The sequence below is a fragment of the Bradyrhizobium sp. USDA 4474 genome, assembly GCF_054057515.1.
In genome coordinates this window covers 1,120,482-1,147,329 of the sequence record NZ_JBSRZJ010000002.1, presented here as the reverse complement: position 1 = coordinate 1,147,329, position 26,848 = coordinate 1,120,482, and the positions used below count along the sequence as shown (strand labels likewise).

Here is a 26,848-nt window from a genome sequence, read left to right as displayed (position 1 = left end):
GGCCGCAGAGGGCATGAGCCTTCGCGCTCGAGGTGCAGCCGCGACCAGGCGTTTGCGTGACGAAGGCAAAGACCCGGGCGTGCAATGACCCAGATTCAGGAACGGCTCCTCGAAAGCAAGATGACCGAGATCGAGCAGGCCCGGCCCTGGAGCCCCCGCGTGATCTCCAAATTCGAAACGCTGATCCGGAGCGGTGACGATTTATCGCTCTACCGCGTCAATCCTCTGGCATTCGCGCGCGACCGCGCCGTAGCGGAGCCGGAAAGCATCGACCTGTTTCTCTACGCAACGAGAAGCGGGCTGTTCGAGATGAGGTGGGACGTTGTTTGTCCCCAATCCGGCATGGTGCTCGATAGCTTCGGTGCCTTGCGGACGCTCAAGACCCACTATGTCTGTGGCTTGTGCGACGTCACAGGCGAAACCGATCTCGACGACTTCATCGAGGTCACGTTTACGGTGTCGCCGCAACTGCGGCGGCTTCCGTTCCATGAGCCCGAATCCCTTTCGGTCGAGGATTTCCATTGGAAGCTTCGATTTCTGAAGGACGCGCGGATACCGGGCCAGCAAATCCGCTTTCTCGACCATTTGCATGCTTTCGTTCGTGGCCTTTCATTCTTGCCGCCGGACTCAACCACGACCATTCGCTGCGAGCTCGGTCCCGGTGCTCTGGCGGGGGTCAATATCCAAACCCAGGCTGCGTTCGTCGTTGCGGTGGCTGGCGAGCCGGCACCCACGCCGACAATCCTGCGAATTGGATACGATGGGCAGCGCTTTTCGTCTTCGCTGGCCGCGGTCCCGCCGGGACTCGTCATTGTCGAGACCGAGAACTCCGGAGCGATGCGAGGCTCCTTGCTGCTGATCAATTGGCCGCCTGAGGTTCTGGCTCAAGCGACCAAGCCGCCGCTTGATTTCGATCCCTACATGTCCGGCGGGATGTTGCTTGCCAGGCAGACGTTTCGCCGGCTGTTCAGATCAGAACGCGTGGACGAAAGAGAGGGACTGGGTATCCGGCAGGTGACGTTGCTGTTCACCGATCTCAAGGGTTCGACCGCCATGTACGAGCGGTTCGGCGATCTCAACGCCTATGCGCTGGTCCGGGAACATTTTGCCTTGCTCGGCGCGACCATCCAGGAGCATTGCGGGGCCGTCGTCAAGACGATCGGGGACGCGGTCATGGCGGTTTTCTCTCGTCCAACGGACGCGGTTGCGGCGGCGCTCCACATGTTGGGCGAAATCGAACGCCACAACGCAGAGCATGGCGATCCCAGCATCATTCTGAAGATTGGCGCCCATTGCGGCCCTTCCATCGCCGTTACCCTGAACGACAATCTCGATTATTTCGGTCAGACCGTGAATGTTGCTGCGCGTGTGCAGTCGCTGGCGGATGCCGGCGAGATTTGTATCTCGGAAGCGCTGTTTTCCGCGCCGGGAGTGAGCGATCTCCTTTCCGGGCACGCAATCGCGGTGTTTGATGCGCCTCTCCGCGGCGTTGAAGGAAACGCCAGCGTGTATCGCGTCACGCGCGGGTAGGGCACTTAGGTCCCCTCGACCTGCTTCTTCGCGAGCGCTGCCGCTATCGCCGAGATCAACGGGCGCATGAAATAGTGGTCTTCCACCGGCGAGACGTCCGTGCGCAGGCCGTGCGCGGCGAGTTCGCCCGAAACTGCGGGTCCCACCGACGCGATCAGCGTCCGCTCCAAGCCCGTGCGCAACTTCGCCTCCCTGCCACCCGCCTTCGCGGCATCGATCAGGCGGCGGACCTGGCCGAGATTGGTCAGAGCGATGCAATCGATCCGCCCTTCCGCCATCTCGTCGATGGCCGTGATGATGTTGGCGTCCGCAGCCTGGGCGTCATAGGCATAAGGCAACACGGTATCGACCTCTGCACCTTGCGCGGCCAGCGCGCCGGTCAGCGCGCTGTGGTCCTTGTCGGGATAAAGCTGCAGGCCGAGGCGATGCGCGTTTAGATCGAGCTTGCCCAGCATCTCGATCACGCCTTCGGTGGTCGGCTTCTCCGTGGTCTGCTGCGCATCGAGACCGATTTCGCGCAGCGCCTTGCCCGGTTTCGGGCCGCGGGTGAATTTCCGCGACTTGGCGAGCGCCGCGATCAGGGCCTGGTCGAGGGCGCGCGCGCGGGCGAGCTTCATGATCCGCCGCAGGCCTTCGCCGGTCATCAGCACGAGGTCGTCGAATGGCTTATCGATGGCGCGGCGAATCCAGGCGTCGACCGGAGCCGGGTCCGGCGCATCCTGGATGGTGAACATCGGACATTGCACGACCTCGGCGCCTTGCTCGGCCAGGAGCTTTGAGAACTGCGCCTCCTCGCGGCTTTCCAGGATCAGGATGCGGGTGCCGCTCAAACGGTCGGCCATGGGCGTGCTCCGGTCAGTCAAACAAATTGCAATCGTCGATTCATCCTGACTCCGTCGTCGGGATTGGCGCAAGGGTCGCCCTGGTGCTAGAGCAGGGCGCAAATCGCGGGTCGTTCCGCGAAGCCTGCCCAAATCGTCATCACGAGCGGTTTCTTCAGAAGTCATGACCGATCATCAATACGTTCTGACCCTGTCCTGTCCGGATCGTCCCGGCATCGTCTCGGCGGTGTCGACCTTCCTGGCGAATTCCGGACAGAACATTCTCGATGCCCAGCAGTTCGACGACATCGAGACCGGGAAGTTCTTCATGCGCGTGGTGTTCACCGCGGCCGATCTCGCAGTGGAACTGTCCGCGCTGCAGACCGGCTTCGCTGCGATCGCCGAACGCTTCGGCATGGAGTGGCAGATGCGTGACCGTGCCGCGCATCGCAAGGTGATGCTGCTGGTGTCGAAGTCCGACCACTGCCTGGTCGACATCCTCTATCGCTGGCGCACCGGCGAATTGCCGATGACCTTGGCCGCGATCGTCTCCAACCACCCGCGCGAGGTCTATGAAGGGCTCGATTTCGGCGGTATCCCGTTCCATTATCTGCCTGTCACCAAGGAGACCAAGCGCGAGCAGGAGGCGCAGATCCTCGATCTCGTCACCAGTACCGGGACCGATCTCGTCGTGCTCGCTCGCTACATGCAGATCCTGTCGGATGATCTGTCGGCCAATCTGTCCGGCCGTTGCATCAACATCCATCACTCGTTCCTGCCGGGCTTCAAGGGCGCAAAGCCCTATCACCAGGCTCATGAGCGCGGCGTGAAGCTGATCGGCGCGACAGCCCATTACGTGACCCGCGATCTCGACGAGGGCCCGATCATCGACCAGGACGTCGAGCGCATCAGCCACCGCGATACGCCGGAAGACCTCGTCCGCAAGGGTCGCGACATCGAGCGCCGAGTGCTGGCGCGTGCGATCCGATATCACCTCGATGACCGCGTCATCCTCAACGGCCGCAAGACTGTGGTGTTCGTGGACTAGCGAATTGTGAGTGGCGAACTGAAAACGGGGCATGCTCGCCAATGCCTATCGCCATTCGCCCCGCTCAGCGTACCGCATCGCTCGAAGTGGTGCCCGTCGCGCCCTTCTGCGCCTGCTCTTCCTTCTCGCGATCCGCCGCAGGCATCAGCCGCTTGCGCTCGCGTTCCTTCATGTAGGCATCGTATTGCGGCGTGCCCGGGCGCGGCGGGGCGTCCGCCGGCAGGCCGCCGGCCCATTGCGGGACGTAGTCGCCCATGCCGGCCGAGAGCTTCTCGTTGACGGTGCCGCAGCCCGCAAGGCTCAGGGCCAGCAGGACGACTGCGGCAGCTATCGAAAACAGACGGAAGCGCATGAGCATTTTCTAGAGTGCGCGGTCGGGCGCAGGTGATGAGACGCGGGACAGAGCCCCGCGGCGGGACTCCCTTCAAGTGGTAAAATGGGCCAATTTCGAGGAGCGATTCAGGTGTATACAACCGAGGTATTATAATAGGACATTTTTGTCCTTGAGACGGCGATTGAATCGATTCTAGTATACATTGCGTATTCAGCCTCGGAGATTGGAGGCGTGGGTATCTCGGACGCCGGAGCGGCCAAGCGTCTCGCGTGTTCAAATTCTGCAAGTGAGAGGCTGGAAACTCCATCCACATCGCGATGGGGATTCTTAGGATGCCAATAGGGTCGCGATCGGCTGGGGCGCGCATCTAGTTGGTTTTTCGTTGACAGGTCCATTTTATTTGTACAAGCGTACAAACCTCTGAGAGAGAATAAGATTCGGTAATTCAATACCGCAGATCATCTCCCCCTCTGCTGTCGTCGGTCCAGTCACGCGCTTGCGCCGAATGGTCGCCGAACGTCCGATTGACAGCGGGGTTGCAGAGGACGCCATGTGGCCGCGCTACATGGCTTGGTTGTGAGCTAGGGTGAGGCAAGAGCCGGGCACTCGGTTCAAGGCGAAAGAAAAAGGGGAGGGACATCTGATGTTCGAACGCAGGATTTTCTCACGGACCGCAGCAGCGGCCGCCATCGCGAGCCTGGCGGCCGTCGCGCCGGCCAAGGCGGAAGACACTGTCAAGGTCGGCATGATCCTGCCGATGACCGGGGGTCAGGCCTCGACCGGCAAGCAGATCGAGAACGCGATCAAGCTCTACATGCAGCAGAACGGCGACACCGTCGCCGGCAAGAAGATCGAGATCATCGTCAAGGACGACGCGGCGATCCCGGACAAGACCAAGACCGCGGCGCAGGAACTGATCGTCAACGACAAGGTCAATTTCATCGGCGGTTTCGGCGTGACGCCGGCGGCGCTCGCCGCCGCGCCCCTCGCGACGCAGGCCAAGATTCCGGAAGTCGTAATGGCGGCCGGTACCTCCATCATCACCGAGCGCTCCCCCTATATCGTTCGCACGAGCTTCACGCTGGCGCAGTCCTCGACCATCATCGGCGACTGGGCGGTGAAGAACGGCATCAAGAAGGTGGCGACGCTGACCTCGGACTACGCGCCGGGCAACGACGCGCTCAACTTCTTCAAGGAGCATTTCACCGCCGGTGGCGGCGAAGTGGTCGAAGAGGTCAAGACGCCGCTTGCCAACCCCGACTTCGCGCCGTTCCTGCAGCGCATGAAGGATGCCAAGCCTGACGCGATCTTCGTGTTCGTCCCGGCGGGCCAGGGCGGCAACTTCATGAAGCAATATGCCGAGCGCGGCCTCGACAAGGCCGGCATCAAGGTGATTGGCCCCGGCGACGTCACCGACGACGACCTGCTCAACAACATGGGCGATGCCGTGCTCGGCACCGTGACCGCGCATATCTACTCGGCCGCGCATCCCTCGCAGCTGAACAAGGACTTCGTCGCCGCCTACAAGAAGGCGTTCGGCAGCCGTCCGGGCTTCATGGCGGTGAGCGGCTATGACGGCATTCACCTGATCTACGCGGCGCTGAAAAAGACCAATGGCGACACGGATGGCACCAAGCTTGTCGAAGCCATGAAGGGTCAGAAGTGGGAGAGCCCGCGCGGTCCGATCTCGATCGATCCGGAGACGCGCGACATCATCCAGAACGTCTACATCCGCAAGGTCGAGAAGGTCGACGGCGAACTCTACAATGTCGAGTTCCAGACCTTCGAAGCCGTCAAGGATCTCGGCAAGACCAAGAAGTGACGCGCTCTTCCGACCTCTCCCGCTTGCGGGAGAGGTCGGCGCGAAGCGCCGGGTGAGGGCTTCCTCCTCTGGGAGTCTTCGTTGTTGAAGCGCCCTCTGCGCGGCCAGCGGGGAGGGGGTGCAGGACGGCAACAGGCCACACTTGAGATGATATTCGACGACCGATGACCTCGATCCTCACCAACCTGTTCGATGGCGTTGCCTACGGCATGCTGCTGTTCGTGCTCGCTTGCGGGCTTGCGGTCACGCTCGGCCTGATGAACTTCGTCAATCTCGCCCACGGCGCCTTCGCCATGGCCGGGGGGTATGTCTGCATGCTGCTGGTGAATCAGCACGGCTGGCCCTTCTTCGCGGCCTTGCCGCTTGCCTTCGTCTCGGCCGCGGCGATCGGCATCGTGCTCGAGCGCACGCTCTACCGGCACCTCTATGCGCGCAGCCATCTCGACCAGGTGCTGTTCACCATCGGCTTGACGTTCATGTCGGTCGCGGCCGTGGACTACATCCAGGGTTCATCGCGCGTCTTCATCAACCTGCCGGCCGCGCTGCAGGGGCAGTTCGACGTGTTCGGCGTCGGCATCGGCCGCTACAGGCTGATGATCATCGTGATCTGCGGCCTGCTCACCGTCGGCCTCCAGATGGTGCTGGCCAAGACCCGCTTCGGCAGTCGCCTTCGCGCCGCGGTCGATGATCCCCGTGCCGCGAGCGGCCTCGGCATCAACGTGCCGCAGGTGTTCGCCTTCACCTTTGCTTTCGGCTGCGGCCTTGCAGGCCTCGGCGGCGCGCTCAGCGCCGAAATCCTCGGCCTCGATCCGTATTTCCCGCTGAAGTTCATGATCTACTTCCTGATCGTGGTCACGGTCGGCGGCTCTTCCTCGATCACTGGACCATTTTTGGCCTCGCTCCTGCTCGGCATCGGCGACGTCGCCGGCAAATATTACGTTCCCAAGATGGGGCCCTTCGTGATCTACACCATGATGATCGTGATCCTGATCTGGCGCCCGAACGGCCTGTTCGGCCGCGCGGCCGCGCGTTGAGTCCGCCGATGAGCGCTTCGTCCGACGTCGCTTTCCACACCCAGCGGCAGGCGCGCTGGCACTATGGCGAGGCGGCCTTCTGGCTTGTCGTGCTCGCCTGCGGCTTTCTGTTTCCCTCGCGCTATCTGATCATGACCGACATCCTGCGGCTGGCGCTGTTTGCGATGTCGCTCGATCTCATCCTCGGCTATGCCGGCATCGTTTCGCTCGGCCACGCCGCCTTCTTCGGCGTCGGCGCCTATGCGGCGGGATTGCTGGCGTTGCACGGCATCATCAATGAGCCTGTGCTGGCGCTGATCGCGGCGGGCCTCGCCGCAACGGTGCTCGGATTCGCGGCCAGCTTCCTGGTGATCCGCGGCGTCGACCTGACCCGCCTGATGGTGACGCTCGGCATCGCGCTGCTGCTGGAGGCGCTCGCTGAACGGTTCTCGAACATCACCGGCGGCACCGATGGTCTGCAGGGCATCGACATGCAGCCGATCCTCGGCCAGATCCCGTTCGACATGTTCGGCAAGGCCGGCTTCTTCTATTCGCTGGCTGTGCTGTTCGTGCTGTTCCTGCTCGCCCGCCGCATTGTGCACTCGCCGTTCGGCCTGTCGCTGCGCGCGATCAAGAACAATCCACTGCGTGCCGCCGCCATCGGCATCCCCGTCAACCGCCGCCTGATCGCGATCTATACGCTGGCCGCGTTCTATGCCGGCATCGCGGGCGCGCTCTTCACCCAGACCACGGCCATCGCCTCGCTCGACGTGTTCGCCTTCGAGCGCTCGGCCGATCTGATGCTGGTGCTCGTCATCGGCGGCACCGGCTATCTCTACGGCGGGCTGATCGGCGCGGTGATCTTCCGCATCCTTCAGGAAGTGTTCTCCACCATCACTCCGCAATATTGGCAATTCTGGATCGGCGTCGTGCTGGTCGTGATCGTGCTGGTCGGTCGCCAGCGCCTGCATTATGGCGCGTTGTACCTTCCTAACCTCCTGATCAAGCAGATTGGGGGCCGCAAGGCGATCGTGACCGTGCCGGAGAGCGACGCATGACGATTGCGCTGGAAACCCGAAATCTTGAAAAGACCTTTGGCGGCCTGCGCGTCACCCGGGACTTGTCGCTCAGGATCGAGCAGGGCGCCCGCCATGCACTGATCGGACCGAACGGCGCCGGCAAGACCACCGTCATCAACCAGCTCACCGGCGTGCTCAAGCCGAATTCCGGCCGCATCCTGCTCGAAGGCCAGGACATCACCGATCTGCCTGTGCACAGGCGCGTGCTGCGCGGTCTGTCCCGCACCTTCCAGATCAATCAGCTCTATGCTGATTTGACCCCGCTCGAGACCATCGGCCTCGCCGTTTCCGAACGCCTCGGCCACGGCGGCGACTGGTGGCGGCGGATGGGGACGCGCAGCGACGTCAACGGCGAGATCGCCGACCTCCTGACGCGCTTCCACCTGCTCGACGTCATGAACGAGCAGACCGTGACGTTGCCCTACGGCAAGCAGCGCCTGCTCGAGATCGCGGTCGCCATTGCCGCCAAGCCGCGCGTGCTGCTGCTGGACGAGCCCGCCGCCGGCGTACCCGAGAGCGAGCGGCACGACATTCTCGCGGTGGTGGGCAGCCTGCCGCGCGACGTCACCGTGTTGCTGATCGAGCACGACATGGATCTCGTGTTCTCGTTTGCCGACCGCATTTCGGTACTGGTCTCCGGCGCCCTGCTGACGGAGGGGCCGCCCGACCAGGTCGCGCGTGATCCGCAAGTGAAGGCGGTCTATCTCGGCGAGGAGGCGGTCAATGTCTGACTTGCTCGCGATCGAGTCCCTGCGTGCCGGCTACGGAGAGGCCGTGGTGCTGCCCAACATGTCCTTGCGCCTTGCCGAAGGACAGGTACTGGCGCTGCTGGGACGCAACGGCACCGGCAAGACCACGCTGATCAACTCCGTCGTCGGCGTCACCCGCCGTTTCTCCGGCTCGGTCACGCTCGCCGGCACTGACGTCACGAGCTTGCGGCCCGACCAGCGGGCGCGTGCCGGAATCGGCTGGGTGCCGCAGGAGCGCAACATTTTCCGGTCGCTGACGGTGGAAGAGAACATGACCGCGGTGGCGCAGCCCGGTCCCTGGACCGTCGAAAAGGTCTATGAGATGTTCCCTCGGCTGAAGGAACGCCGCAGCAATTTCGGCAACCAGCTCTCCGGCGGCGAGCAGCAGATGCTGGCGATCGGCCGCGCGCTCACCCTCAATCCGAAGGTCCTGCTGCTGGACGAGCCGACCGAGGGCCTCGCCCCCATCATCGTCGAGGAGCTTCTGAAGGCAATCGGGGCCATCACCCGCGCGGGCGGCATTTGCTCGATCATCGTCGAGCAGAACGCGCAAAAGATTCTGGGGCTCGCCGACCGTGTTGTGATATTGGAGCGCGGAACGATCGTCCACGACGGCCCGAGCGCCGCGCTGAAAACCGACCCGTCGGTCCTGGAGCGCCATCTCGGCGTTGCAGGAGCGGCGGCCCATTAAGAAGCATCTTGGGAGTTAAGAAATGCTGCGAACCAAAGCCCCCTTCCGCGCCGACGAAGTCGGCAGCCTCCTGCGTCCCGCCAAGATCAAGGAAGCCCGCAGTCGGCTTGAGAAGGGCGAGATCTCGGCCGAGGATCTGCGCAAGATCGAGGACATGGAGATCGAGAAGGTCGTGCACAAGCAGGCCTCGGTGGGCCTGAAGCTCGCGACCGACGGCGAATTCCGCCGCTCCTGGTGGCATTTCGACTTCCTGGCCAAGCTCACCGGCTGCGAGCTATTCCACCCCGACACGGGCATCCAGTTCGCGGGCGTGCAGACCCGTCACGACGCGGTGCGGGTGATCGACAAGCTCGATTTCCCCGACGATCACCCGATGCTCGACCACTTCCGCTTCTTGAAGAAGGTCGCCGACCAGGCCCACGTCACCGCCAAGATGACGATCCCGTCGCCGGCGGTGCTGCACTTCCGTGGCGGCCGCAAGTCGATCTCCAAGGATGTCTATCCGGATCTCGACGCCTTTTATGAAGACCTCGGCAAGACCTACCGCAAGGCGGTCAAGGCGTTCTACGACGCCGGCTGCCGCTATCTGCAGTTCGACGACACCGTATGGGCATATCTCTGCTCGCCCGACGAGTTGCAGAAGGCCCGCGAGCGCGGCGACAATCCGGACGGTCTCCAGCAGATCTACGCCCGTATCATCAACTACGCGCTGGCCGAGAAACCTGCCGACATGGTGGTGACCACGCATGTCTGCCGCGGCAATTTCCGTTCGACCTGGATTTCCTCGGGCGGCTATGAGCCGGTGGCAGAGACCATGCTCGCGGGCACCAATTACGACGGCTACTTCCTCGAATACGACAGCGACCGCGCCGGCGGCTTCGAGCCGCTGCGCTTCCTGCCCAGGGGCAACAAGGTCGTCGTGGTCGGCGTCATCACCTCGAAGTTCGGCGAGCTCGAGAAGAAGGACGACATCAAGCGTCGTCTCGAAGAGGCTTCCAAGTTCGCGCCGCTGGAGCAGCTCGCGCTGTCGCCACAGTGCGGCTTTGCCTCCACGGAAGAGGGCAATATCCTCTCCGAGGAAGAGCAGTGGGCCAAGCTAAGCCTCGCGGTCGAGATAGCGAAGGAAGTTTGGGGCAATTAAGCTGCCTCGTGCTGCCGTCATGCCCCGCGAAATCCGGGGCGTGACCGACGTGTACCCATACGGGCGGCGTGACGTGAACGACGCCCGCTTTGCTCTCTATTGCCGTGCGGCAGCACAATTTGGCGCGACCGCTAACGGCTGTCATTCTCCACCATTAGTCTCCACGATTAGTCGGTAGGCCGCGGCGTCGTGTTATTCCGCGGCAGCGCGAGCGGGCTCGGCGGCATGTCGGGTCAGGGCGCTCACCGCGATCAGCACGATGAAATTCACGATCAGCGCGACAATGCCGATGTTGAGGTCCTGGATCTCCGGCGGCAGCCACGGCAGCTTGTGGAAGTTCACGCCGGTCAAGCTGACGACGGCGACCGTGGCAACGCCGGCGATAATGCCCGCCATCGCGCCTTCGCGCGTCGCGGCGTTGCGTTGCGCGAGGCTGAGCACCAGCGATGGAAACAGCTGGGTGACCAGGCTGTACCCCATCAGCAGCAACGCCACGATGGTCTCTCCGCCCTTCAATGTGAAGAACACCGCAACCAGCGCCACCACCGGCACCAGCAGTTTTGCGAGCAGAGACACTCTTCGATCGTCAGCCGACGGGTCGAGGGCGCGGTAAAGATTGTTGGCGATCAAGGTCGCTGCAGTCATCAGGATCATCGATCCAGGTACCAGCGCAGTGAGCACACCGGTCGCACCGATCACCCCGACAAACCAGGGGTCGAATGTCTTCACCGAGAGTTTGAACAGCGCCAAATCGATGTTCGGGCCAGTGAGCCCCGGAACCTGAAGGATCGCTGCGAAGCCGACGAAGAACACGAACAACAGGATGAGCTGATATAGCGGCAGCACGATCGCGTTCTTGCGAATGACCCTGGCGCTCCTCGCCGTATAGATCGAGCCGAAGCTGTGCGGCCACATGTAGAACCCAAGCGCCGTGAGCAGCACGGTCGAGGAGAACCACCACAGGCTTTCACCGTGCGGCGGCAGCACGGCGAATCCGGGCTTCGCCTGCTCGATCGCCGAGAACATCGACGCGAGCCCGCCGTAGTAGTGATGGGGCAGGTAAATCCCGAGGAAGATGACGACGACGAGGATCAAGAGATCTTTGGCGACGGCAGTCCAGGCCGATCCGTGCACGCCCGAGACCATCACATAGGCTGCCACGACTATTGCGCCGGTCCAGATCGCGACGGTGGAGGAGATCGCCCCATAGCCGGCGACCTCGACGATGATACCGAGCCCCTTGAACTGAAGAACAAGGTAGGGGATCAGCGCCACGATATCGACGATTGCGACGATGACACCCAGAGTCGGGCTATCATATTTGCGCACGAAGAAGTCCGACTGGGAGTAGAGCCGGTGCTCCTTGGCATAGCGCCAGATCGGCGGCAGCATGAAATAGGACAGCACGTAGGCCAGCGTGCCATAAGCGAGAATGTAATAGGCTGGCGCACCCTTGCCATAGGCGTAGCCGCTGCCCCCGAGGAAGGTGAAGGTGGTGTAGATCTCTCCGGCGAGCAGCAGGAACACGAAAATCGCGCCGAAGCCGCGCCCGCCAACGGTCCACTCTTCCAGGTTCATGTTCTTGCCGCGACGGGCGAGAAAGCCCAGCGCGAGCGCCAACAGCGCGGCGGCCGCGATGAAGGGTAGCGCACCGTTCACGTCTCATCCCCCCGGTTGGCCGGATCAGCGGCGTAGATCACGGCCATGATGACTGACGTGATCAGGATCCACAGCACGATCCAGGCCAGCAGGAACGGCAGGCCGAGGATCAGCGGATCCACCCGGTTGACGAAGAACGGGCCGACAATCAGCGCGAGGAACGGGATAATGGCAATCCAGCGGATGTTGCGCATGGACAAAAGACTCTTGTTCCCGGTGAGAACAGATGCCTTTTGTGAAAGTTCCTGCCCGCTACCAATGGCTAAGAAAGCGTTCAGGCGGCTCTCGACCGGTCTCGCGCCGAATTGCTGGTGCCTCCTTGCTTGCCCTGACTCGGCAATTGGACGCGAGGTGCTCGCTCACTTCTCCGCCAGATAGACCTCTCCCAGCAGCGACGAATTCGACCACGGCACCTGCTTGCTCTTCGTGGTCGACACCACCTCCGCCCGCACCCGCGTCAGCATCTGCTGGACTTCGAGGCCGGGCGTGCCGAGATGGCGGGAGAGCGCCGCGGAGAACGGTGAATTCGCGCCTTCGCCGTCGAGCGCCACCTGACCTGGCGCCGTTGCGAATGCGATCAGCGTGCCGGCCCCTAACGTCGCGCCGGAGCCGAGGCTCGACGGCGCGGCAAGGCCAGGTGCGGCTTCGAGGCCGCGGCTGTTGCCGCTTGCCGTCTGCTGCGCCATTGGATTGTTACGGCAGGCATCGAAGATCAGGATGTTGGTGCGGACCTGGTCGTCGAGGCCGGCCAGGATCGTGTCCATGTCGATCATCGCATCCGTCATGCTCGTGCCGGGCTTCAGCTCGACGTCGACGGGAATGAGATAGTTGCGGGCATCGACCTGCACGCCGTGGCCGGCATAATAGACCAGGGCTACTTTTGCCCGCGACGCCTCACGCAAGAAATCGCGCGTCATCTTCTGCATCGCTGCGCGGTCGAGGTCGATGCCCTCCGAGACGGTGAAGCCGACGTCGCGCAGGCTTTTCGCAACGGCGCGTGCGTCGTTGGGCGGATTGGGCAACGCCTTCACATGGGCGTAGGCGCCGTTGCCGATGACAAGTGCCATGCGGATGCCGCGAGCGGCAGGTGAAGGCGAGGACGCAGGCGAGAGTGGAGGCTTTGCCTCCGTCTGCTGTGGAGGAGGAGCCGCCGTCGGCGAGGGCGCCTCCTGCGGGATCGGCGCGGCGGCGTCCGTCACCAGCGACAGCCTCACTCTTGCGGTGGCCTGGTTGGCCTTGCTGCCGGCATCGGAGGCCACGATCGCAAGCGTGGCGTTGTAGTCGTCTTTTGCGTGCGCGTAGTCGCCCTTGGCTTCGTAGGCCAGGGCGCGATTTGTATAGGCGGAGATCAGCACGCTGTTCGGCGGCGTCAAGACGTTGACCGGCGGCTTGTCCTTGGCGAGCCGGATCGCAGCGCTGCCGTCGGCAATGGCGCGATCGAGATCGCCTCTGGCGCGCCAGATCGCGGTACGGTTGATCAGCGGCTGCGGCAGCGTCGGATCGAGCCGGATCGCCTGGTTGATGTCGGTGAGCGCTCCGTCCAGGTCGCCGAGCGCCTCCTTTGCAATGCCACGGTTCTGGAACGAGAACGCCGATCTCGGATCTGATTTGATCGACATATCGTAATCGGCGATCGCCTTGGCGTAGTCGCCTTTGCCGCGCCAGGCATTACCGCGGTTGTGGAAGATGATGCCGCTTGGCGGCCCGATCTTCAGCGCATCGTCGAAATCCGCGATCGCGATGTCGTAGTCGCCCTTGTCGTAATAGGCCGAGCCCCTGAGATTGTAGACCGCCTGGCCCGGCTGAAGCCGGATCGCTTCCGTGGTGTCGGCAATGACCTTGGCGTAGTCGCCTTTCTTGTTCCAGGCTACGGCGCGCCAGAAATAGACGGTCGCGAGCTGCGCGCCCTTGAAAACCTTCAGCGCGATGATCTTGCTGCAGGCGTCGACCATCTGGTCGGCTGGCGTGGTCTCGGTGGTGCAGAGCGGGCCCAACTGGCCGCGCGACTGAGCTGATGCAGGTGCGGACCAAAGGGGTGCGGCGAGCAAGGCGAGCGCGATGAGCTGGCGGCGCATGGGCGGTGATTCCCGAGGAGAAGTGCATGTTTGTTGCCCGGTGACCCACTGGGGTTCACGCCCGCGTCGTAGGACCTGGGGTGAAGCAGCCAACGGTATTCCCTGAGTGGGCAGAAGCTGCTAGGAAGCGGGTCCCAACTTTTCTGCCCACTCTTGTCCCATCCATGAAAAACGACGAAATCCTGAGCCAAATCACCGAGTTCTGCCGCAAGGCGGACATGGCGGAATCGACGTTTGGCCGGCGTGCGGTGAACGATGGGAAGCTCGTGCACCGGCTGCGCGAGGGCAAGCGCATCACGATCGATACGCTGGAGCGGATCCAGGCCTATATGGCGGCCTCCATGACCGGCGGCATGCCGCCGCCGCGGGGACTGCAGGTACCCCCGGAAAAGCGCGATCCACGCGGCAATTTCCGCTTCTTCGAGAACCGGCAGAAATACCTGCTGTTCGTCCACACCTGCAGCGAGAAGCGGGTGATCGCAGACCGGGTGGCACTCGAGCTATCCACCATCCACCCGCGCCCGCCGGCGCTGCGCATTTTCGACGCGGGCGTCGGAGACGGCACGGTGCTGGCGCGGGTGCTGCGCGCCACGCATCAGCGTTACCCGCACATGCCGTTCTATGTCGCCGGCAAGGAGCTCAGTCTCGAGGATCTGCGCCTGACGCTGGAGAAGGTCCCGGACCGCATTTTCGAGCATCCGGCATCGGTTTTCGTCTTCACAAACATGTTCTACTCGGAGGCGCCGTGGCTGACGCCGGCGTCGCCGGCAGCAGCAGCTGCCACCGTCTGGCACGAGGTCCCGCTGCGCGGCGCGTCGTCAGGCGAATTCGAGCAGCAGATCGCCGAGCTCAGGCCATTCCTGGAGCAGAACTGGCGCGCAGCCATCAGCCCGCGCACGGCCATGCCGCTCTATGAGCGGCCGGTCGTGCTCGTGCTCTACCGCGACGACCACAGATTTTTGCTCGATTCGACGATTCCGCGGCCGGGCCAGACCGAGGCCAATTTCGACCTGGTGATCGCATCGCAGCCATACCGGGCTCTTTCATCAGTCAATTTCCGGGCCAAGCGGATCATTGCACCACTGGCCAAGGCCTTGCGGCCGGGTGGCCGCCTGATCGGTATTCACTCCCATGGTCACGATCCAGGAATGGAAATGATCCAGGCGATCTGGCCCGGAGAAAATCCTTTCTCGGTAAGCCGCCACGAGCTATTGCGCGCCGTTAAGTATGAGCTTGGGTCGTTGGGCCGTGACTTAAATTTTAATGCCTACGCGGATAACCGTTCGATCTTCAGGTATGATATGGAAGCGCTGCCCAACGAGGTAACGGGTACTATCGGAACCTCGACAGCCTTTGCAGCGTGGAATGCGGCGGTGTATGTCGCTCAGATTGAGGACGACCGGTTGACAGATATGACTCAAAACGGCCGCACTCTGGATGCCGCCAGGGATGTGCTGCGAAAGTACAACGGGCTCTGGTTTCTCGACGAATCCTACGTCATCTCGCGCCGGCGTGATTGACATAATCCAACGGTAAACATCGCAAACGAACCGCCGAGAGCGGCGGGACAAGGGGTTACTGATGCGCGCGTCCTATCTCTTCACCAGCGAGTCCGTGTCCGAAGGCCATCCGGACAAGGTCTGCGACCGGATTTCCGACGAAATCGTCGACCTGTTCTACCGCGAAGGGCCGAAAGCCGGCATTGACCCGTGGCAGATCCGCGCCGCCTGCGAGACGCTCGCGACCACCAACAAGGTCGTGATCGCGGGCGAGACCCGTGGCCCGAAGTCGGTCAGCAATGAGCAGATCGAGAGCGTCGTGCGCGACGCCATCAAGGACATCGGCTACGAGCAGGACGGCTTCCACTGGGAAAAGGCCGACATCGAGATCCTGCTGCATCCGCAGTCAGCCGACATTGCCCAGGGCGTCGACGCGCTCCAGCCGGGCGAAGTCAAGGAGGAGGGCGCTGGCGACCAGGGCATCATGTTCGGTTACGCCACCAATGAGACGCCCGACCTGATGCCGGCGCCGATCTTCTACGCCCACAAGATCCTCCGCCTCATCTCGGAAGCCCGTCACTCCGGCAAGGAGAAGGTGCTCGGTCCTGATTCCAAGAGCCAGGTCACCGTGCAGTACGAGAACGGCAAGCCCGTCGGCGTGCGCGAGATCGTGGTGTCGCACCAGCATCTGGTCGAGGACATCTCGTCCAAGCAGATCCGCGACATCGTCGAGCCCTATGTGCGGGAGGCGCTGCCGAAGGACTGGATCACGCCGAAGACCATCTGGCACATCAACCCGACCGGCAAGTTCTTCATCGGCGGCCCCGACGGCGACTCCGGTCTGACCGGCCGCAAGATCATCGTCGACACTTACGGTGGCGCGGCTCCGCACGGCGGCGGCGCGTTCTCCGGCAAGGATCCGACCAAGGTCGACCGTTCGGCGGCCTATGCTGCGCGTTACGTCGCCAAGAACATCGTCGCGGCTGGTCTCGCCGACCGCTGCACGCTGCAGCTGGCTTATGCCATCGGCGTGGCGCGTCCCCTGTCGATCTACATCGACACCCACGGCACCGGTAAAGTGTCCGAGGATCAGCTCGAGAAGGCCGCCGCGAAGGCGATGGACCTCACCCCGCGCGGCATCCGCAGCCATCTCGATCTCAACCGCCCGATCTACGCGCGCACGTCGGCTTATGGCCATTTCGGCCGCACGCCCGACAACGAGGGCGGCTTCTCCTGGGAGAAGACCGATCTCGTCGAAGCGCTCAAGCGCGCTGTCTGATTTTGTGCGTCCTCCCGGGTTCGCTCGCGACAGGCAAACGAACCCGGGATTCCCATCATCAAATCGAGAATCTCAGGTGCGCAACTGCGCACCGTAGTTCGCCTCGTCGAGGCGCCCGGAATGACCAATACAACAACAGGACACTCGCAATGAACGCGAAGCCCGGCTTTACCGATTACATCGTCAAGGACATTTCGCTCGCCGATTTCGGCCGCAAGGAACTCTCGCTCGCCGAGACCGAGATGCCCGGCCTGATGGCCACCCGCGAGGAGTACGGCCCGAAGCAGCCGCTGAAGGGGGCGCGCATCGCAGGCTCCCTGCACATGACCATTCAGACCGGCGTGCTGATCGAGACGCTGGCAGCGCTCGGCGCCGACATCCGCTGGGTCTCATGCAACATCTATTCGACACAGGACCACGCTGCTGCCGCGATCGCGGCCGCCGGCATTCCGGTGTTCGCCGTCAAGGGTGAGACGCTGAAGGATTACTGGGACTACACCGCCAAGCTGTTCGACTGGCACGGCGGCGGTCACCCGAACATGATCCTCGACGACGGCGGCGACGCCACCATGTACGTCCATCTCGGTCTGCGCGCCGAGAAGGGCGACACGGCGTTCCTGGACAAGCCGGGCTCGGAAGAAGAGGAAGTCTTCTTCGCGCTGCTGAAGAAGCAGCTCAAGGAAAAGCCGAAGGGCTACTTCGCGGGTATCGCCGAGAGCATCAAGGGCGTTTCCGAAGAGACCACCACGGGCGTGCATCGGCTTTATGACATGCAGAAAGCCGGCACGCTGCTGTGGCCGGCGATCAACGTCAACGACAGCGTGACCAAGTCGAAGTTCGACAATCTCTATGGCTGCCGTGAATCGCTGGTCGACGGCATCCGCCGCGGCACCGACGTGATGATGTCGGGCAAGATCGCGATGGTCGCGGGCTTCGGCGACGTCGGCAAGGGCTCGGCGGCTTCGCTGCGCCAGGCCGGCTGTCGCGTCATGGTGTCAGAAGTCGATCCGATCTGCGCGCTGCAGGCTTCGATGGAGGGCTATGAGGTCACGACCATGGAAGATGCCGCGCCCCGCGCCGACATCTTCGTCACCGCGACCGGCAACAAGGACATCATCACCATCGAGCACATGCGCGCGATGAAGGATCGCGCCATCGTCTGCAACATCGGTCACTTCGACAACGAGATCCAGATCGCGTCCCTGCGCAATCTGAAGTGGACCAACATCAAGCCTCAGGTCGACGAGATCGAATTCCCCGACAAGCACCGCATCATCCTGCTGTCGGAGGGGCGTCTGGTGAACCTCGGCAATGCGATGGGCCATCCGTCCTTCGTGATGTCGGCCTCCTTCACCAACCAGACGCTGGCGCAGATCGAGCTGTTCGCCAACAACAAGGACGGCAAGTACAAGAAGGAAGTCTATGTGCTGCCGAAGACGCTCGACGAGAAGGTCGCGCGCCTGCATCTCGCCAAGATCGGCGTCAAGCTGACCGAGCTGCGCAAGGACCAGGCGGACTACATCGGCGTCAAGCAGGAAGGGCCGTACAAGAGCGATCACTATCGCTACTGAGCCGATCGCCTCAAGACATCAGAAGCCCCGGAGCGATCCGGGGCTTTTCTGTTTGTGGGCTGGAGACGACGGGCGCTGCCCCCGGTGGTGCCGGCGGCCGATTGCCGATTGACGGGCGTCAGCGATGGTCTGACAATCCACGTCCGGCGGAGGTAACCATGCAGCAAGAACATTTCGACGTGCTCATCGTCGGTGCCGGGCTATCAGGCATCGGCGCGGGCTATCATCTCCAGACCAGGTGCCCGGGCAAGAGCTACGTCATCCTGGAGGGGCGCGACTGCATCGGCGGCACGTGGGACCTGTTTCGCTATCCCGGCATCCGCTCCGACAGCGACATGTTCACGCTCGGCTATTCCTTCAAGCCGTGGACCGATCCGAAGGCGATCGCCGACGGACCGCAGATCCTGAATTACGTCCGCGAGACGGCAGTGGAGAACGGCATCGAGAAGCACGTTCGCTTCCGTCATCGCGTCAAGCGTGCGGCATGGTCCACGGCTGAGGCGCGATGGACCGTGGAGGTCGAGCGCACGGCAGGCGAGGGAGCGATGGAGCTTGTGCGCTTCACCTGCAATTTCCTGTTCATGTGTGCGGGCTACTATAAATACGAGGCAGGTTACACACCGGAGTTTGCGGGCGTTGCGGATTTCGCCGGCCGCATCGTGCATCCGCAGAAATGGACGGAGGATATCGACTACGCCGGAAAGCGCGTTGTCGTGATCGGCTCGGGTGCGACCGCGGTGACCCTGGTGCCGGAGCTCGCCAAGAAAGCCGCACAGGTCACCATGCTCCAGCGTTCGCCCACCTACGTCGTGTCGCGCCCCGCGCAGGATCCGATCGCCAACAAATTGCGCCGCAACCTGCCGACGCGGCTTGCCTATCATGTGATCCGCTGGCGCAACGTCTTGTGGGGGATGTTCTTCTTCCAGCTCAGCCGGCGGCGACCGGACAAGGTGAAGAACCTGATCCTCGGCGGGGTGCGCGCTGCGCTCGGGCCGGATTACGACATCGCCACGCATTTCACGCCGCGCTACAATCCCTGGGACCAGCGGCTCTGTCTCGTGCCCGACGGCGACCTCTTCAAGGCGATCAGAGAAAAGCGCGCCACCGTCGTCACCTGCGAGATCGACACTTTTACGCACGACGGCATCCGTCTGAAGGACGGCAGCGAACTCCGCGCCGACATCATCGTGACGGCGACGGGCCTGGTGCTTCAGGTCGTCGGCGGCCTCGAGGTGAGCGTCGACGGCCGCGCCGTCGATTTCGCCAACACACTGACCTACAAGGGCATGATGTATGCCGACGTGCCGAACATCGCGTCCGCCTTCGGCTACACCAACGCCTCCTGGACGCTGAAATGCGATCTCACCTGCGAATATGTCTGCCGGCTCATCAACTACATGGACCGGCATAATTTCCGCCAGTGCATGCCGCACAATGCCGACCCGGATATTACCGCGCAGCCGTCGCTCGATTTTACCTCGGGCTATGTGCAGCGTTCGGTCGCGAAGATGCCCAAGCAGGGCTCCAAGCAGCCGTGGCGGCTGTACCAGAACTACGCCCTCGACATCGTTTCCTTGCGCTTCGGCCGAATCGACGACGGCGTGATGCAGTATTCCTGATCCCGCTCCGCATGTTACCGGCGAGGCCTCGCGATCTCTTGAGACGAATCGCGACCTCCGGTAGTGTTGCTGCGTCGCAATGCAATTTATTTCCGACAACGCATGAGTTCCGGTTCGTTGCCGTCTTAGGGAGAGCGCGCGACATGCACGTCCTTGCTGTGGTCACGCAAAAAGGCGGAAGCGGTAAGAGCACCCTGTCCGTTGGCCTGGCGATGGCAGCGATGCGGCGCTCTGAGCGCGTCGCTCTCATCGAGGCGGACGCGCAAGGTACGATCTCGAAATGGAGAGAACGCCGCGAGAATCCCTATCCTCGCGTCGAGCGCGTTGCGGATGCCGCCGAAATCGAGCCGGTGATATCTCGTCTGCAGGCTGACGGGATTTGGCTCGCAATCATCGACACCGCTGCCACGAACAACGTTTTGGCGACGCGCGCCATCGCCTGTGCCGATCTTTGTCTCATCCCGGCGCGTCCGAGTCCGGCCGATATCGAAGCCGCAATACCTACGCTAATCGCTATTCGCAGGCTCAATCGCCGGTTTGCCTTCGTCCTCAATCAAACGCCCACACGGGGGTCTCGGCTGAGCGAAGCTGCCGCGTCGCTCAACTCGCTCGGCGTGCTTGCGCTTCCTTTCATCGGGCAGCGTAACGACCACCAGGATGCGCTCGGGGCTGGGCTGGGCGTGACCGAGTTCGCGCCGGAGGGAAAAGCCTCGGAGGAAATTGTGGCGCTATGGGGGTGGATCTCGGAGCGTCTTACCGTGGAGTCGAATGATCATGGGCAAGCCGCGCTCAAGACAGCCTGCTGACATTGCACGCACCGGGCGTCGCTCACTGCTGGAACTGGCGGCCGAAGTGAGCCGCGCCGTCGACGAGGGCTTGGCGATGGCGCCGGGCTCGGTCACCGCAACCGTTCAAGATGCGCCGCAGATCGCGCAGGCAGTACCCGCTCCGATGCCTGTTCCGGCACAAGAACCGGCCAGCGTTATCGCTGCAAGGTCGGAACCTCCGGACAGCACCAGCACTGATCTCATCGTGGACTTGGCCAAGGAGTGCCAGGCCCGCGCTCTGGACGGCATGAAAACTGGTGCTCACGCTGCGCTGGATTTCGCCAAGAACCTCGCAAAGGACCTCGCAAAGCCGCGGCTTGACGGTACGACATCGGATGCCAAGGCAACCGGCGCCACGGAAAGTCACCTCATCGAGGCGATTGGAACGGCAGCTGAGTGTCGTCTGGTCGTGCTCGAACTGATGAAAATCAATGCGGGTGCGACCTTGGAGTATGCGCGGGAATTGGGCCGGGCGAGAACGCTGGCGGAGTTGGTCGAGCTGTCGAGCACGCATGCGCGAAAGCAATGTGAGTTGGTCCTGAAGCAAGCCGAGTTGCTGAAATCGGTTGCTCAGAACATGATGAATCCCGGGCCCAGATAGCACCGCGCGCCTGGCGTCATCGCGCTCGGGATCTGCGCGGGACAATGAGGGCGAGGCCAATGTCGATCGCGAGCGCCAGCACCACGGCGCCGCCACCGGGGCGAACAAGACGAGATAGTCGCCGCCGGTCTGCCGCGTAAATCCCGGAGAAGCCGCAGGCGGCGGCCGCCTGGAGCAACGCAAGGCTTGTCGTGGCGTGGCTCCAAGTCGCGCGTTGCTGTTCAGCCGAGTGCGGGACAACCTCGTGGATGCGCCCGAGCACCAGCGGCTCAGGAATGCAGCGCTGTTTTGCGTATAGGGCCACCGGGGGGAATCGGGCATCCTCGCGGAACGGTTAACGCCTGATTAACGGATGTGTCCTAGCCTGTTTCGGCCGGGTTACTCGCAAGGCCGAGGTGAGCCCAATGGAAGCCCAGAAGATTGCGGTCGACGCCGTCGTCGCGCTGACCGATTGCGACCGCGACGCCGTCATCGCCTTTATTCGCCAACTCTATCTCGCTGGCGTTACGGACCCCAAGCGCCTGACTTTCAAGGGTCTCCAGGCACTGTCCCGGGCGTGACCGAACACGCGCAATCGAATCTACTTGGTCTCGACGGTCGGGCCGGTGATCCCGGTCGAGCAGTTTCCCGAGCTCAAGCCGCTCAGCCAGAATTGGGAGACCATGCGCGACGAAGCCGTTGGCCTGTTCGACGGAGGTTTTATCGGCGGCCGCCAAGAACAACGATTGGGGCCTCTACTCGTCCTTCAAAAATGGCCGGAAGGACCGGATAAACCGCGGCACGACATCCGAGACATCCGTGTCGTGTTTTGATGCAGTCTGTGCGACCGAATCTTGCTGCACGCGTCGGTCCATGGCAACAAGGTTGCCGCGATTTAGCCGCCAAACCTGGAGCAGGCAATGGGCCCGTTGCCAATTGCGAACACCGAGATTGTCCAATTCTTCCGCGAGTGGTTGGATGTCTTTGCTCGCTATGTCCGCGAGGTCGACTATGCTTCGGCGCGGCCGCTCTTCCATCCGGATGTGCTGGCCTTCGGTACGCATAATGACGTCATCCCGGGCCTGGACCAATGGGTCACCACGCAATGGGACAACGTCTGGCCCAAGACGACCGACTTCCGCTTCGTGCTTGATCAGATCTCGGTTCTGGCATCGCCTGACGGCGCGATGGCGACAGTGATCGCGCCATGGACGAGCACTGGCTATCATCCCGACGGCAGCGTATTTCCCCGCCCGGGCCGGGCGACCATGATCTTTTCGAGGAATGCCGTTGGTTGGCTGTGCGTGCACTCGCACATGTCGCTCAACCGCGGTGTGCCGCAGGCGAGCTACGCCAATCGGGCGGTGAAGGCCCGGTAGTACAGCAGCCATTGCCGGATTTATCGGCCGACTAAAGTGTTAGCTGCTCATTCCGCCCCGGCTGGAACCCTTGGAACCCGATATCGTTGGTTCCGCAACGAATAACCGATGAAACGCGCAACCGGGGGCCTGTCCGGGAGAACATTCCCATGGCAACACTCGGCTTCGACGCCACCCGACTCACTGCATCCGAGCATCAGCTCCAGCTTCGTCGCGCCGTGATCGCCTCCACGATCGGGACTGCGATCGAGTGGTACGATTTTTTTCTCTATAGCACCGTCACGGGTCTGGTTTTCGCAAAGCTGTTCTTTCCGCACTCCGATCCCTGGGTTGGTACGCTAGAGGCGTTTGCGATCTATGCGGTCGGCTTCGTCGCGCGCCCAATCGGCGCGGCAATCTTTGGGCACTATGGCGACCGCATCGGACGTAAATCGACGCTGATCGCGACGCTGCTCCTGATGGGACTGGCGACCGCCGCAGTGGCCGTGGTGCCGACCTATGCCAGCATCGGCATCTGGGGCGCGGTGATCCTGACCGTGCTGCGATTCATTCAGGGCGTCGGCGTCGGCGGCGAGTGGGGTGGCTCGGTGCTGATGTCGATGGAGTGGGCCCGCAACGACCATTCCCGGGGATTGGTCGCATCATGGCCGCAATTCGGCGTGCCCTGCGGCCTGTTCCTGGCCAATCTCGCCGTGCTGGCGTTCAGCCAGATGGCGGGCGATCAGTTCCTGGCGTGGGGCTGGCGCATTCCGTTTGCGCTCAGCATCATCCTGGTCGGTGTCGGCCTCTACATCCGGCTCGGCATTCTCGAAACGCCTGTATTCTCGAAGCTCGTGGCTGAACGTCAGGTCGACCGCACGCCGATGCTGACCGTCATCCGGGAATACCCGAAGGAAATTCTTCTGTCGGCCTTCGCCCGCATGTCCGAGCAGGCGCCGTTCTACATCTTCACCGCCTTCGTGTTCTCCTATGGCATCGGTACCCTGCACGTTTCACGCGACTTCCTGCTGACCGCGGTGCTCTCGGCGTCGGTGCTGTCGTTCGTCTCGATCCCGCTGTGCGGGCACATCTCCGATCAGATCGGCCGCAAGAACATGTATATGCTCGGCGCTGCCGCGACGGGCATCTTCGGCTTCATCTATTTCGCGATGCTCAATACCGGCTCGCTGAGCATCATCTTCCTGGCAATCATTCTGTCGCTGATTCCGCACGACATGCAGTACGGGCCGCAAGCCGCCTTGATTGCCGAGAGCTTTACCGGACGCCTGCGCTACAGCGGCTCCTCGCTCGGCTATCAACTCGCATCGGTGATCGCCGGCGGTCCCGCGCCGCTGATCGCCACCTGGCTGTTCGGCAAGTTCCAGTCGGCGACCGCCATTGCCGTCTACATCGCGATTTGCGCAGTCATGACGCTGGTCGCGACCGCGATGATGACCGATTACACCGGGAAGGACATCAACGCAGCGGGCGCGCACGAGCGGCGAACTTGAGAGCACAAAAGCCCCGGACGCGATGTCCGGGGCTCTGCCTTTCCCGTGATCTCGAGATCAGCCTTACTCCGGCTGCCCGATCGAGACCTTCAGCGTGCCGACGCCGTCGACGCCGCATTCGAGCTTGTCGCCGGGCTGGAGCTGCGACACCCCAGCCGGCGTGCCCGTCATGATGATGTCTCCGGCGGCAAGCTTCACCTGTTGCGAGAGCTGCCAGACGATCTCGGGCACGTTCCAGATCAGCTCGGTCAGATCGCCTTTCTGAGCTTCCTTGCCGTTGACCGTGAGCCAGATCTTGCCCTTGGCGGGATGGCCGATCTTCGAAGCCGGCTGCACCGCGGAGCACGGCGCGGAGCCGTCGAACGACTTGCCGACCTCCCAGGGACGCTCCTTCTTGCGCGAGGCGATCTGGAGGTCGCGGCGGGTCAGGTCGATGCCGACGGCATAGCCGTAGACGTGGTCGAGCGCCTTGTCGGCGGGGATGTTCAGCCCGCCGCTCTTCATCGCCACGATCAGCTCGACCTCATGATGCAGATCCTTGGTCAGCGGCGGATAGGGAATGGTCGCGCCGTCAGGCACCAGCATGTCGGCGTGCTTGGCGAAGAAGAACGGCGGCGCGCGCTCGTCATTGCCCATCTCGCGGATATGTTCGAGATAATTGCGACCGACGCACCAGATGCGGCGCACCGGATAACGGCCGGTCTCGCCGACGACGGGGAGCGAAGCCTGAGGGGGAAGCGGGATGACGTAGGAGGCGGCGTTCATGAAGAAGTCTCGCTGCTCTTGGGGTGGAGGGAATTCTATGCGGTTGCGCTGATCGGCGCCAGCGCGCCGGCATCGTAATGCTGCAGGCGGAAGAACGACGCGTAGCGACCTCCGCGGCGCAGCAACTCGTCATGCCGACCCTGCTCGACAATCTCGCCGCCCTCGACCACCACGATCGCGTCGGCGTGCATGATGGTGTGCAGGCGGTGCGCGATCACGAGGGTGGTGCGGTTCTGGCAGAGATGCTCGATCGCCTCCTGCACCTGCCGCTCGGACTCCGAGTCGAGCGCGGCGGTGGCTTCGTCCAGCAGGATGATCGGTGCGTTCTTGATCAGCGCGCGGGCGACCGCAATTCGCTGGCGCTGCCCGCCGGAGAGCTGCGTGCCGTGCTCACCGACCGGCGTGTCGTAGCCGAGCGGGAAGCCCATGATGAAATCATGCGCGCAAGCGGCCTTCGCCGCCTCGATGATCTCGTCCTCGCTCGCGCCCGGTTTGCCGAAGGCGATGTTGTTGCGGATGGTGTCGCGGAACAGATAGACGTCCTGGCCGACATAGGCGGTCTGCGCCCGGAGCGATTTGCGCGAGATCGTGCCGATCGACTGGCCGTCGATCACGATGTCGCCTTGCGTCAGCTCGTAGAAGCGCAAGAGCAGCGCCAGCACGGTCGACTTGCCGCCGCCGGAGGGGCCGACCAGCGCCGTGACCTTGCCGGGTTCGGCAACGAAGCTCATGCGGTTGAGCACGGTCTCGTTGGTGCGGTAGGCGAAGCTGACGTCGCGGAACTCGATCCGCGCGTCGGACAGCTTCAGTGCGGGCTTGTCGTCGTCGGAATGCTCGCTCGCCGGGCTGTCGACCACTTCGAGCAGCATACGCGCGCCGACCAGCTGGCTGTTGAGATCGATGTTGAGCCGCGCCAGCCGCTTGGCCGGCTCGGTCGCCATCAGGAAAGCGGTCATGAAGGAGAAGAACGCGCCGGGCGTGGCGTTGAGCGCGACAACGCTGTAGCCGCCATAGAGCAGGCAGCCGGCAACGGCGAAGCCGCCGAGCATTTCCATCAGCGGGTTGGAGCGGTTGGCGACGCGGGCCATCTTGTTGGCGTTGCGCTCGACGATCGCGATGTTCTCGTCGATGCGGCTCTGCATGGTGTCTTCGAGCGTGAACGCCTTCACCGTGCGGATACCCTGGAGAGACTCCTGCATCGTCTCCAGGATGTCGGCGGTGCCGGTGAACTGATTGTGGGCGAGACCCTTGATGCGCTTGACCAGCTTGCGCAGCACCAGCATCGCCGGCGGCACCGCGACGAGGCCGATCAGCGACATCAGCGGATCCTGCCACACCATGACGCCGATCATGGCGAGCAGCATCATGAGGTCGCGCCCGACGGCGTTGACCAGCATATTGAGGACGTCGGTGATGGATTTCGCACCAGCAGTCAGCCGCGCCAGAAATTCGGACGAATGCCGCTCGGAAAAGAAGCCGACGCTCTCGCGCATCAGCTTGGCGAACAGCTGGCGCTGGTTGGTGGCGAGGATGGCGTTGCTGATCTTGGTCATGATCACCATGTGGCCGTAGGTCGCCACGCCCTTGATGAAGAGCAGGATCACCGTGATGCCGGAGAACATCGCGATGCCCGGGATGTTCTTGTCGACATAGGCCTGGTTGATGACCTGGCCGAGCACGTAGGTCGCGCCGGCGGTTGAGCCTGCGGCAGCCGCCATCAGCGCAAAGGCAACGAGGTAGCGCCGCCAGTAGACGACTCCCTGTTCCAGGATCAGGCGGCGAATCAGAATCGCTGCCGCATAGGGATCGTCGGTGATTTTCTTTGGAAACTGGGCCATCCGGGGTCCATTGACGGCCAAGGCGAAAAGCCTGCCCGC

At 62.9% G+C, this 26,848-nt stretch carries 24 protein-coding genes and 2 pseudogenes; 18 read left to right on the top strand and 8 right to left on the bottom strand.

Annotated features, from left to right (window positions below):
- The first annotated feature begins 84 nt into the window (after positions 1-84).
- Positions 85-1,530, top strand: coding sequence for a DUF5939 domain-containing protein (locus ACVW16_RS07220; protein WP_456735729.1), 1,446 nt, complete (start codon positions 85-87; stop codon positions 1,528-1,530).
- Positions 1,531-1,535: 5 nt separating this feature from the next.
- Here ACVW16_RS07220 and ACVW16_RS07215 read toward each other — a convergent pair whose 3' ends face one another.
- On the bottom strand, positions 1,536-2,372 hold the full coding sequence (locus tag ACVW16_RS07215) for a uroporphyrinogen-III synthase (protein ID WP_456704625.1): 837 nt from the start codon (positions 2,370-2,372) through the stop codon (positions 1,536-1,538).
- Between the two features lie 163 nt (positions 2,373-2,535).
- On the opposite strand from ACVW16_RS07215, the gene purU reads away from it, so the two are divergent.
- The gene (gene purU, locus ACVW16_RS07210) at positions 2,536-3,399 is read left to right on the top strand and encodes a formyltetrahydrofolate deformylase (protein WP_456704624.1); all 864 of its coding nucleotides are present in this window, start codon (positions 2,536-2,538) and stop codon (positions 3,397-3,399) included.
- A 64-nt stretch (positions 3,400-3,463) separates the two neighbouring features.
- On the opposite strand, the gene ACVW16_RS07205 is transcribed toward purU, so the two are convergent.
- On the bottom strand, positions 3,464-3,757 hold the full coding sequence (locus ACVW16_RS07205) for a hypothetical protein (RefSeq protein WP_456704623.1): 294 nt from the start codon (positions 3,755-3,757) through the stop codon (positions 3,464-3,466).
- 619 nt (positions 3,758-4,376) lie between these two features.
- Here ACVW16_RS07205 and ACVW16_RS07200 point away from each other — a divergent pair.
- From ACVW16_RS07200 to ACVW16_RS07175, 6 genes are all read left to right on the top strand, one after another.
- The gene (locus tag ACVW16_RS07200; protein ID WP_456704622.1) at positions 4,377-5,555 is read left to right on the top strand and encodes an ABC transporter substrate-binding protein; all 1,179 of its coding nucleotides are present in this window, start codon (positions 4,377-4,379) and stop codon (positions 5,553-5,555) included.
- Between the two features lie 164 nt (positions 5,556-5,719).
- A complete protein-coding gene (locus ACVW16_RS07195) occupies positions 5,720-6,589 on the top strand; it encodes a branched-chain amino acid ABC transporter permease (protein ID WP_456704621.1) in 870 nt (289 codons plus the stop codon).
- An 8-nt stretch (positions 6,590-6,597) separates the two neighbouring features.
- Positions 6,598-7,626: a branched-chain amino acid ABC transporter permease gene (locus tag ACVW16_RS07190; RefSeq protein ID WP_456735728.1), complete on the top strand. Its 1,029-nt coding sequence runs from the start codon at positions 6,598-6,600 to the stop codon at positions 7,624-7,626.
- Positions 7,623-8,378, top strand: coding sequence for an ABC transporter ATP-binding protein (locus ACVW16_RS07185; protein ID WP_456735727.1), 756 nt, complete (start codon positions 7,623-7,625; stop codon positions 8,376-8,378). Before ACVW16_RS07190 ends, ACVW16_RS07185 begins: the two co-directional genes overlap by 4 nt.
- Positions 8,371-9,087, top strand: a complete 717-nt coding sequence (locus ACVW16_RS07180) for an ABC transporter ATP-binding protein (protein ID WP_456704618.1) — start codon at positions 8,371-8,373, stop codon at positions 9,085-9,087. The genes ACVW16_RS07185 and ACVW16_RS07180 overlap by 8 nt, the downstream gene beginning before the upstream one ends.
- A 22-nt stretch (positions 9,088-9,109) precedes the next feature.
- The gene (locus ACVW16_RS07175) at positions 9,110-10,228 is read left to right on the top strand and encodes a cobalamin-independent methionine synthase II family protein (protein ID WP_456704617.1); all 1,119 of its coding nucleotides are present in this window, start codon (positions 9,110-9,112) and stop codon (positions 10,226-10,228) included.
- Between the two features lie 192 nt (positions 10,229-10,420).
- Here ACVW16_RS07175 and ACVW16_RS07170 read toward each other — a convergent pair whose 3' ends face one another.
- The 3 genes from ACVW16_RS07170 to ACVW16_RS07160 form a co-directional block, all read right to left on the bottom strand.
- Positions 10,421-11,887, bottom strand: coding sequence for a sodium:solute symporter family protein (locus tag ACVW16_RS07170; RefSeq protein WP_456735726.1), 1,467 nt, complete (start codon positions 11,885-11,887; stop codon positions 10,421-10,423).
- A complete protein-coding gene (locus ACVW16_RS07165) occupies positions 11,884-12,081 on the bottom strand; it encodes a DUF3311 domain-containing protein (RefSeq protein WP_456704615.1) in 198 nt (65 codons plus the stop codon). The genes ACVW16_RS07170 and ACVW16_RS07165 overlap by 4 nt, the downstream gene beginning before the upstream one ends.
- A gap of 165 nt (positions 12,082-12,246) precedes the next feature.
- Positions 12,247-13,962: a caspase family protein gene (locus tag ACVW16_RS07160; protein ID WP_456802322.1), complete on the bottom strand. Its 1,716-nt coding sequence runs from the start codon at positions 13,960-13,962 to the stop codon at positions 12,247-12,249.
- Positions 13,963-14,126: 164 nt separating this feature from the next.
- Here ACVW16_RS07160 and ACVW16_RS07155 point away from each other — a divergent pair, with 164 nt between their 5' ends.
- From ACVW16_RS07155 to ACVW16_RS07130, 6 genes are all read left to right on the top strand, one after another.
- Positions 14,127-15,482 (top strand): hypothetical protein, encoded by a 1,356-nt coding sequence (locus ACVW16_RS07155; RefSeq protein ID WP_456704613.1) that lies wholly within the window; start codon positions 14,127-14,129, stop codon positions 15,480-15,482.
- 61 nt (positions 15,483-15,543) lie between these two features.
- Positions 15,544-16,740 (top strand): methionine adenosyltransferase, encoded by a 1,197-nt coding sequence (metK, locus tag ACVW16_RS07150; protein WP_456735724.1) that lies wholly within the window; start codon positions 15,544-15,546, stop codon positions 16,738-16,740.
- 149 nt (positions 16,741-16,889) lie between these two features.
- Positions 16,890-18,311, top strand: a complete 1,422-nt coding sequence (ahcY, locus tag ACVW16_RS07145) for an adenosylhomocysteinase (RefSeq protein ID WP_456738718.1) — start codon at positions 16,890-16,892, stop codon at positions 18,309-18,311.
- Positions 18,312-18,469: 158 nt separating this feature from the next.
- Positions 18,470-19,930 (top strand): flavin-containing monooxygenase, encoded by a 1,461-nt coding sequence (locus ACVW16_RS07140; protein ID WP_456738717.1) that lies wholly within the window; start codon positions 18,470-18,472, stop codon positions 19,928-19,930.
- A gap of 143 nt (positions 19,931-20,073) precedes the next feature.
- Complete coding sequence (locus tag ACVW16_RS07135) at positions 20,074-20,736, top strand: nucleotide-binding protein (RefSeq protein ID WP_456735722.1); 663 nt, start codon at positions 20,074-20,076, stop codon at positions 20,734-20,736.
- Positions 20,699-21,358: a phasin family protein gene (locus ACVW16_RS07130; RefSeq protein ID WP_456735721.1), complete on the top strand. Its 660-nt coding sequence runs from the start codon at positions 20,699-20,701 to the stop codon at positions 21,356-21,358. Before ACVW16_RS07135 ends, ACVW16_RS07130 begins: the two co-directional genes overlap by 38 nt.
- A 16-nt stretch (positions 21,359-21,374) precedes the next feature.
- On the opposite strand, the pseudogene ACVW16_RS07125 reads toward ACVW16_RS07130, so the two are convergent.
- Positions 21,375-21,626: pseudogene (locus ACVW16_RS07125) on the bottom strand (YbfB/YjiJ family MFS transporter); the annotation flags it as partial.
- 136 nt (positions 21,627-21,762) lie between these two features.
- Between ACVW16_RS07125 and ACVW16_RS07120 the strand changes: the two are divergent.
- From ACVW16_RS07120 to ACVW16_RS07105, 4 genes and pseudogenes are all read left to right on the top strand, one after another.
- Complete coding sequence (locus tag ACVW16_RS07120; RefSeq protein ID WP_177243599.1) at positions 21,763-21,918, top strand: hypothetical protein; 156 nt, start codon at positions 21,763-21,765, stop codon at positions 21,916-21,918.
- Positions 21,919-21,960: 42 nt separating this feature from the next.
- A pseudogene (locus ACVW16_RS07115) lies at positions 21,961-22,120 on the top strand (lipid A hydroxylase LpxO); the annotation flags it as partial.
- Between the two features lie 137 nt (positions 22,121-22,257).
- Positions 22,258-22,716, top strand: coding sequence for a YybH family protein (locus tag ACVW16_RS07110; protein WP_456735720.1), 459 nt, complete (start codon positions 22,258-22,260; stop codon positions 22,714-22,716).
- A 149-nt stretch (positions 22,717-22,865) separates the two neighbouring features.
- Positions 22,866-24,206 carry an MFS transporter gene (locus ACVW16_RS07105; RefSeq protein WP_456704606.1) on the top strand — a complete coding sequence of 447 codons (1,341 nt, stop codon included), beginning with the start codon at positions 22,866-22,868 and terminating at the stop codon, positions 24,204-24,206.
- 63 nt (positions 24,207-24,269) lie between these two features.
- Here the strand turns inward: ACVW16_RS07105 and ACVW16_RS07100 are convergent, their stop codons facing one another.
- Together ACVW16_RS07100 and ACVW16_RS07095 are read right to left on the bottom strand one after the other, a co-directional pair.
- Positions 24,270-24,971: a fumarylacetoacetate hydrolase family protein gene (locus tag ACVW16_RS07100; protein WP_456735719.1), complete on the bottom strand. Its 702-nt coding sequence runs from the start codon at positions 24,969-24,971 to the stop codon at positions 24,270-24,272.
- A gap of 35 nt (positions 24,972-25,006) precedes the next feature.
- Positions 25,007-26,809, bottom strand: coding sequence for an ABC transporter ATP-binding protein (locus ACVW16_RS07095; protein WP_456735718.1), 1,803 nt, complete (start codon positions 26,807-26,809; stop codon positions 25,007-25,009).
- Positions 26,810-26,848: the final 39 nt, after the last annotated feature.

What these genes read in the sequence shown, in the direction of transcription:
- ACVW16_RS07220 (WP_456735729.1), top strand. Translation starts at nt 85, where the DNA reads ATGACCCAGATTCAGGAACGGCTCCTCGAAAGCAAGATGACCGAGATC.
- ACVW16_RS07215 (WP_456704625.1), bottom strand. Translation starts at nt 2,372, where the DNA reads ATGGCCGACCGTTTGAGCGGCACCCGCATCCTGATCCTGGAAAGCCGC.
- purU (WP_456704624.1), top strand. Translation starts at nt 2,536, where the DNA reads ATGACCGATCATCAATACGTTCTGACCCTGTCCTGTCCGGATCGTCCC.
- ACVW16_RS07205 (WP_456704623.1), bottom strand. Translation starts at nt 3,757, where the DNA reads ATGCTCATGCGCTTCCGTCTGTTTTCGATAGCTGCCGCAGTCGTCCTG.
- ACVW16_RS07200 (WP_456704622.1), top strand. Translation starts at nt 4,377, where the DNA reads ATGTTCGAACGCAGGATTTTCTCACGGACCGCAGCAGCGGCCGCCATC.
- ACVW16_RS07195 (WP_456704621.1), top strand. Translation starts at nt 5,720, where the DNA reads ATGACCTCGATCCTCACCAACCTGTTCGATGGCGTTGCCTACGGCATG.
- ACVW16_RS07190 (WP_456735728.1), top strand. Translation starts at nt 6,598, where the DNA reads ATGAGCGCTTCGTCCGACGTCGCTTTCCACACCCAGCGGCAGGCGCGC.
- ACVW16_RS07185 (WP_456735727.1), top strand. Translation starts at nt 7,623, where the DNA reads ATGACGATTGCGCTGGAAACCCGAAATCTTGAAAAGACCTTTGGCGGC.
- ACVW16_RS07180 (WP_456704618.1), top strand. Translation starts at nt 8,371, where the DNA reads ATGTCTGACTTGCTCGCGATCGAGTCCCTGCGTGCCGGCTACGGAGAG.
- ACVW16_RS07175 (WP_456704617.1), top strand. Translation starts at nt 9,110, where the DNA reads ATGCTGCGAACCAAAGCCCCCTTCCGCGCCGACGAAGTCGGCAGCCTC.
- ACVW16_RS07165 (WP_456704615.1), bottom strand. Translation starts at nt 12,081, where the DNA reads ATGCGCAACATCCGCTGGATTGCCATTATCCCGTTCCTCGCGCTGATT.
- ACVW16_RS07160 (WP_456802322.1), bottom strand. Translation starts at nt 13,962, where the DNA reads ATGCGCCGCCAGCTCATCGCGCTCGCCTTGCTCGCCGCACCCCTTTGG.
- ACVW16_RS07155 (WP_456704613.1), top strand. Translation starts at nt 14,127, where the DNA reads ATGAAAAACGACGAAATCCTGAGCCAAATCACCGAGTTCTGCCGCAAG.
- metK (WP_456735724.1), top strand. Translation starts at nt 15,544, where the DNA reads ATGCGCGCGTCCTATCTCTTCACCAGCGAGTCCGTGTCCGAAGGCCAT.
- ahcY (WP_456738718.1), top strand. Translation starts at nt 16,890, where the DNA reads ATGAACGCGAAGCCCGGCTTTACCGATTACATCGTCAAGGACATTTCG.
- ACVW16_RS07140 (WP_456738717.1), top strand. Translation starts at nt 18,470, where the DNA reads ATGCAGCAAGAACATTTCGACGTGCTCATCGTCGGTGCCGGGCTATCA.
- ACVW16_RS07135 (WP_456735722.1), top strand. Translation starts at nt 20,074, where the DNA reads ATGCACGTCCTTGCTGTGGTCACGCAAAAAGGCGGAAGCGGTAAGAGC.
- ACVW16_RS07130 (WP_456735721.1), top strand. Translation starts at nt 20,699, where the DNA reads ATGATCATGGGCAAGCCGCGCTCAAGACAGCCTGCTGACATTGCACGC.
- ACVW16_RS07120 (WP_177243599.1), top strand. Translation starts at nt 21,763, where the DNA reads ATGGAAGCCCAGAAGATTGCGGTCGACGCCGTCGTCGCGCTGACCGAT.
- ACVW16_RS07110 (WP_456735720.1), top strand. Translation starts at nt 22,258, where the DNA reads ATGGGCCCGTTGCCAATTGCGAACACCGAGATTGTCCAATTCTTCCGC.
- ACVW16_RS07105 (WP_456704606.1), top strand. Translation starts at nt 22,866, where the DNA reads ATGGCAACACTCGGCTTCGACGCCACCCGACTCACTGCATCCGAGCAT.
- ACVW16_RS07100 (WP_456735719.1), bottom strand. Translation starts at nt 24,971, where the DNA reads ATGAACGCCGCCTCCTACGTCATCCCGCTTCCCCCTCAGGCTTCGCTC.
- ACVW16_RS07095 (WP_456735718.1), bottom strand. Translation starts at nt 26,809, where the DNA reads ATGGCCCAGTTTCCAAAGAAAATCACCGACGATCCCTATGCGGCAGCG.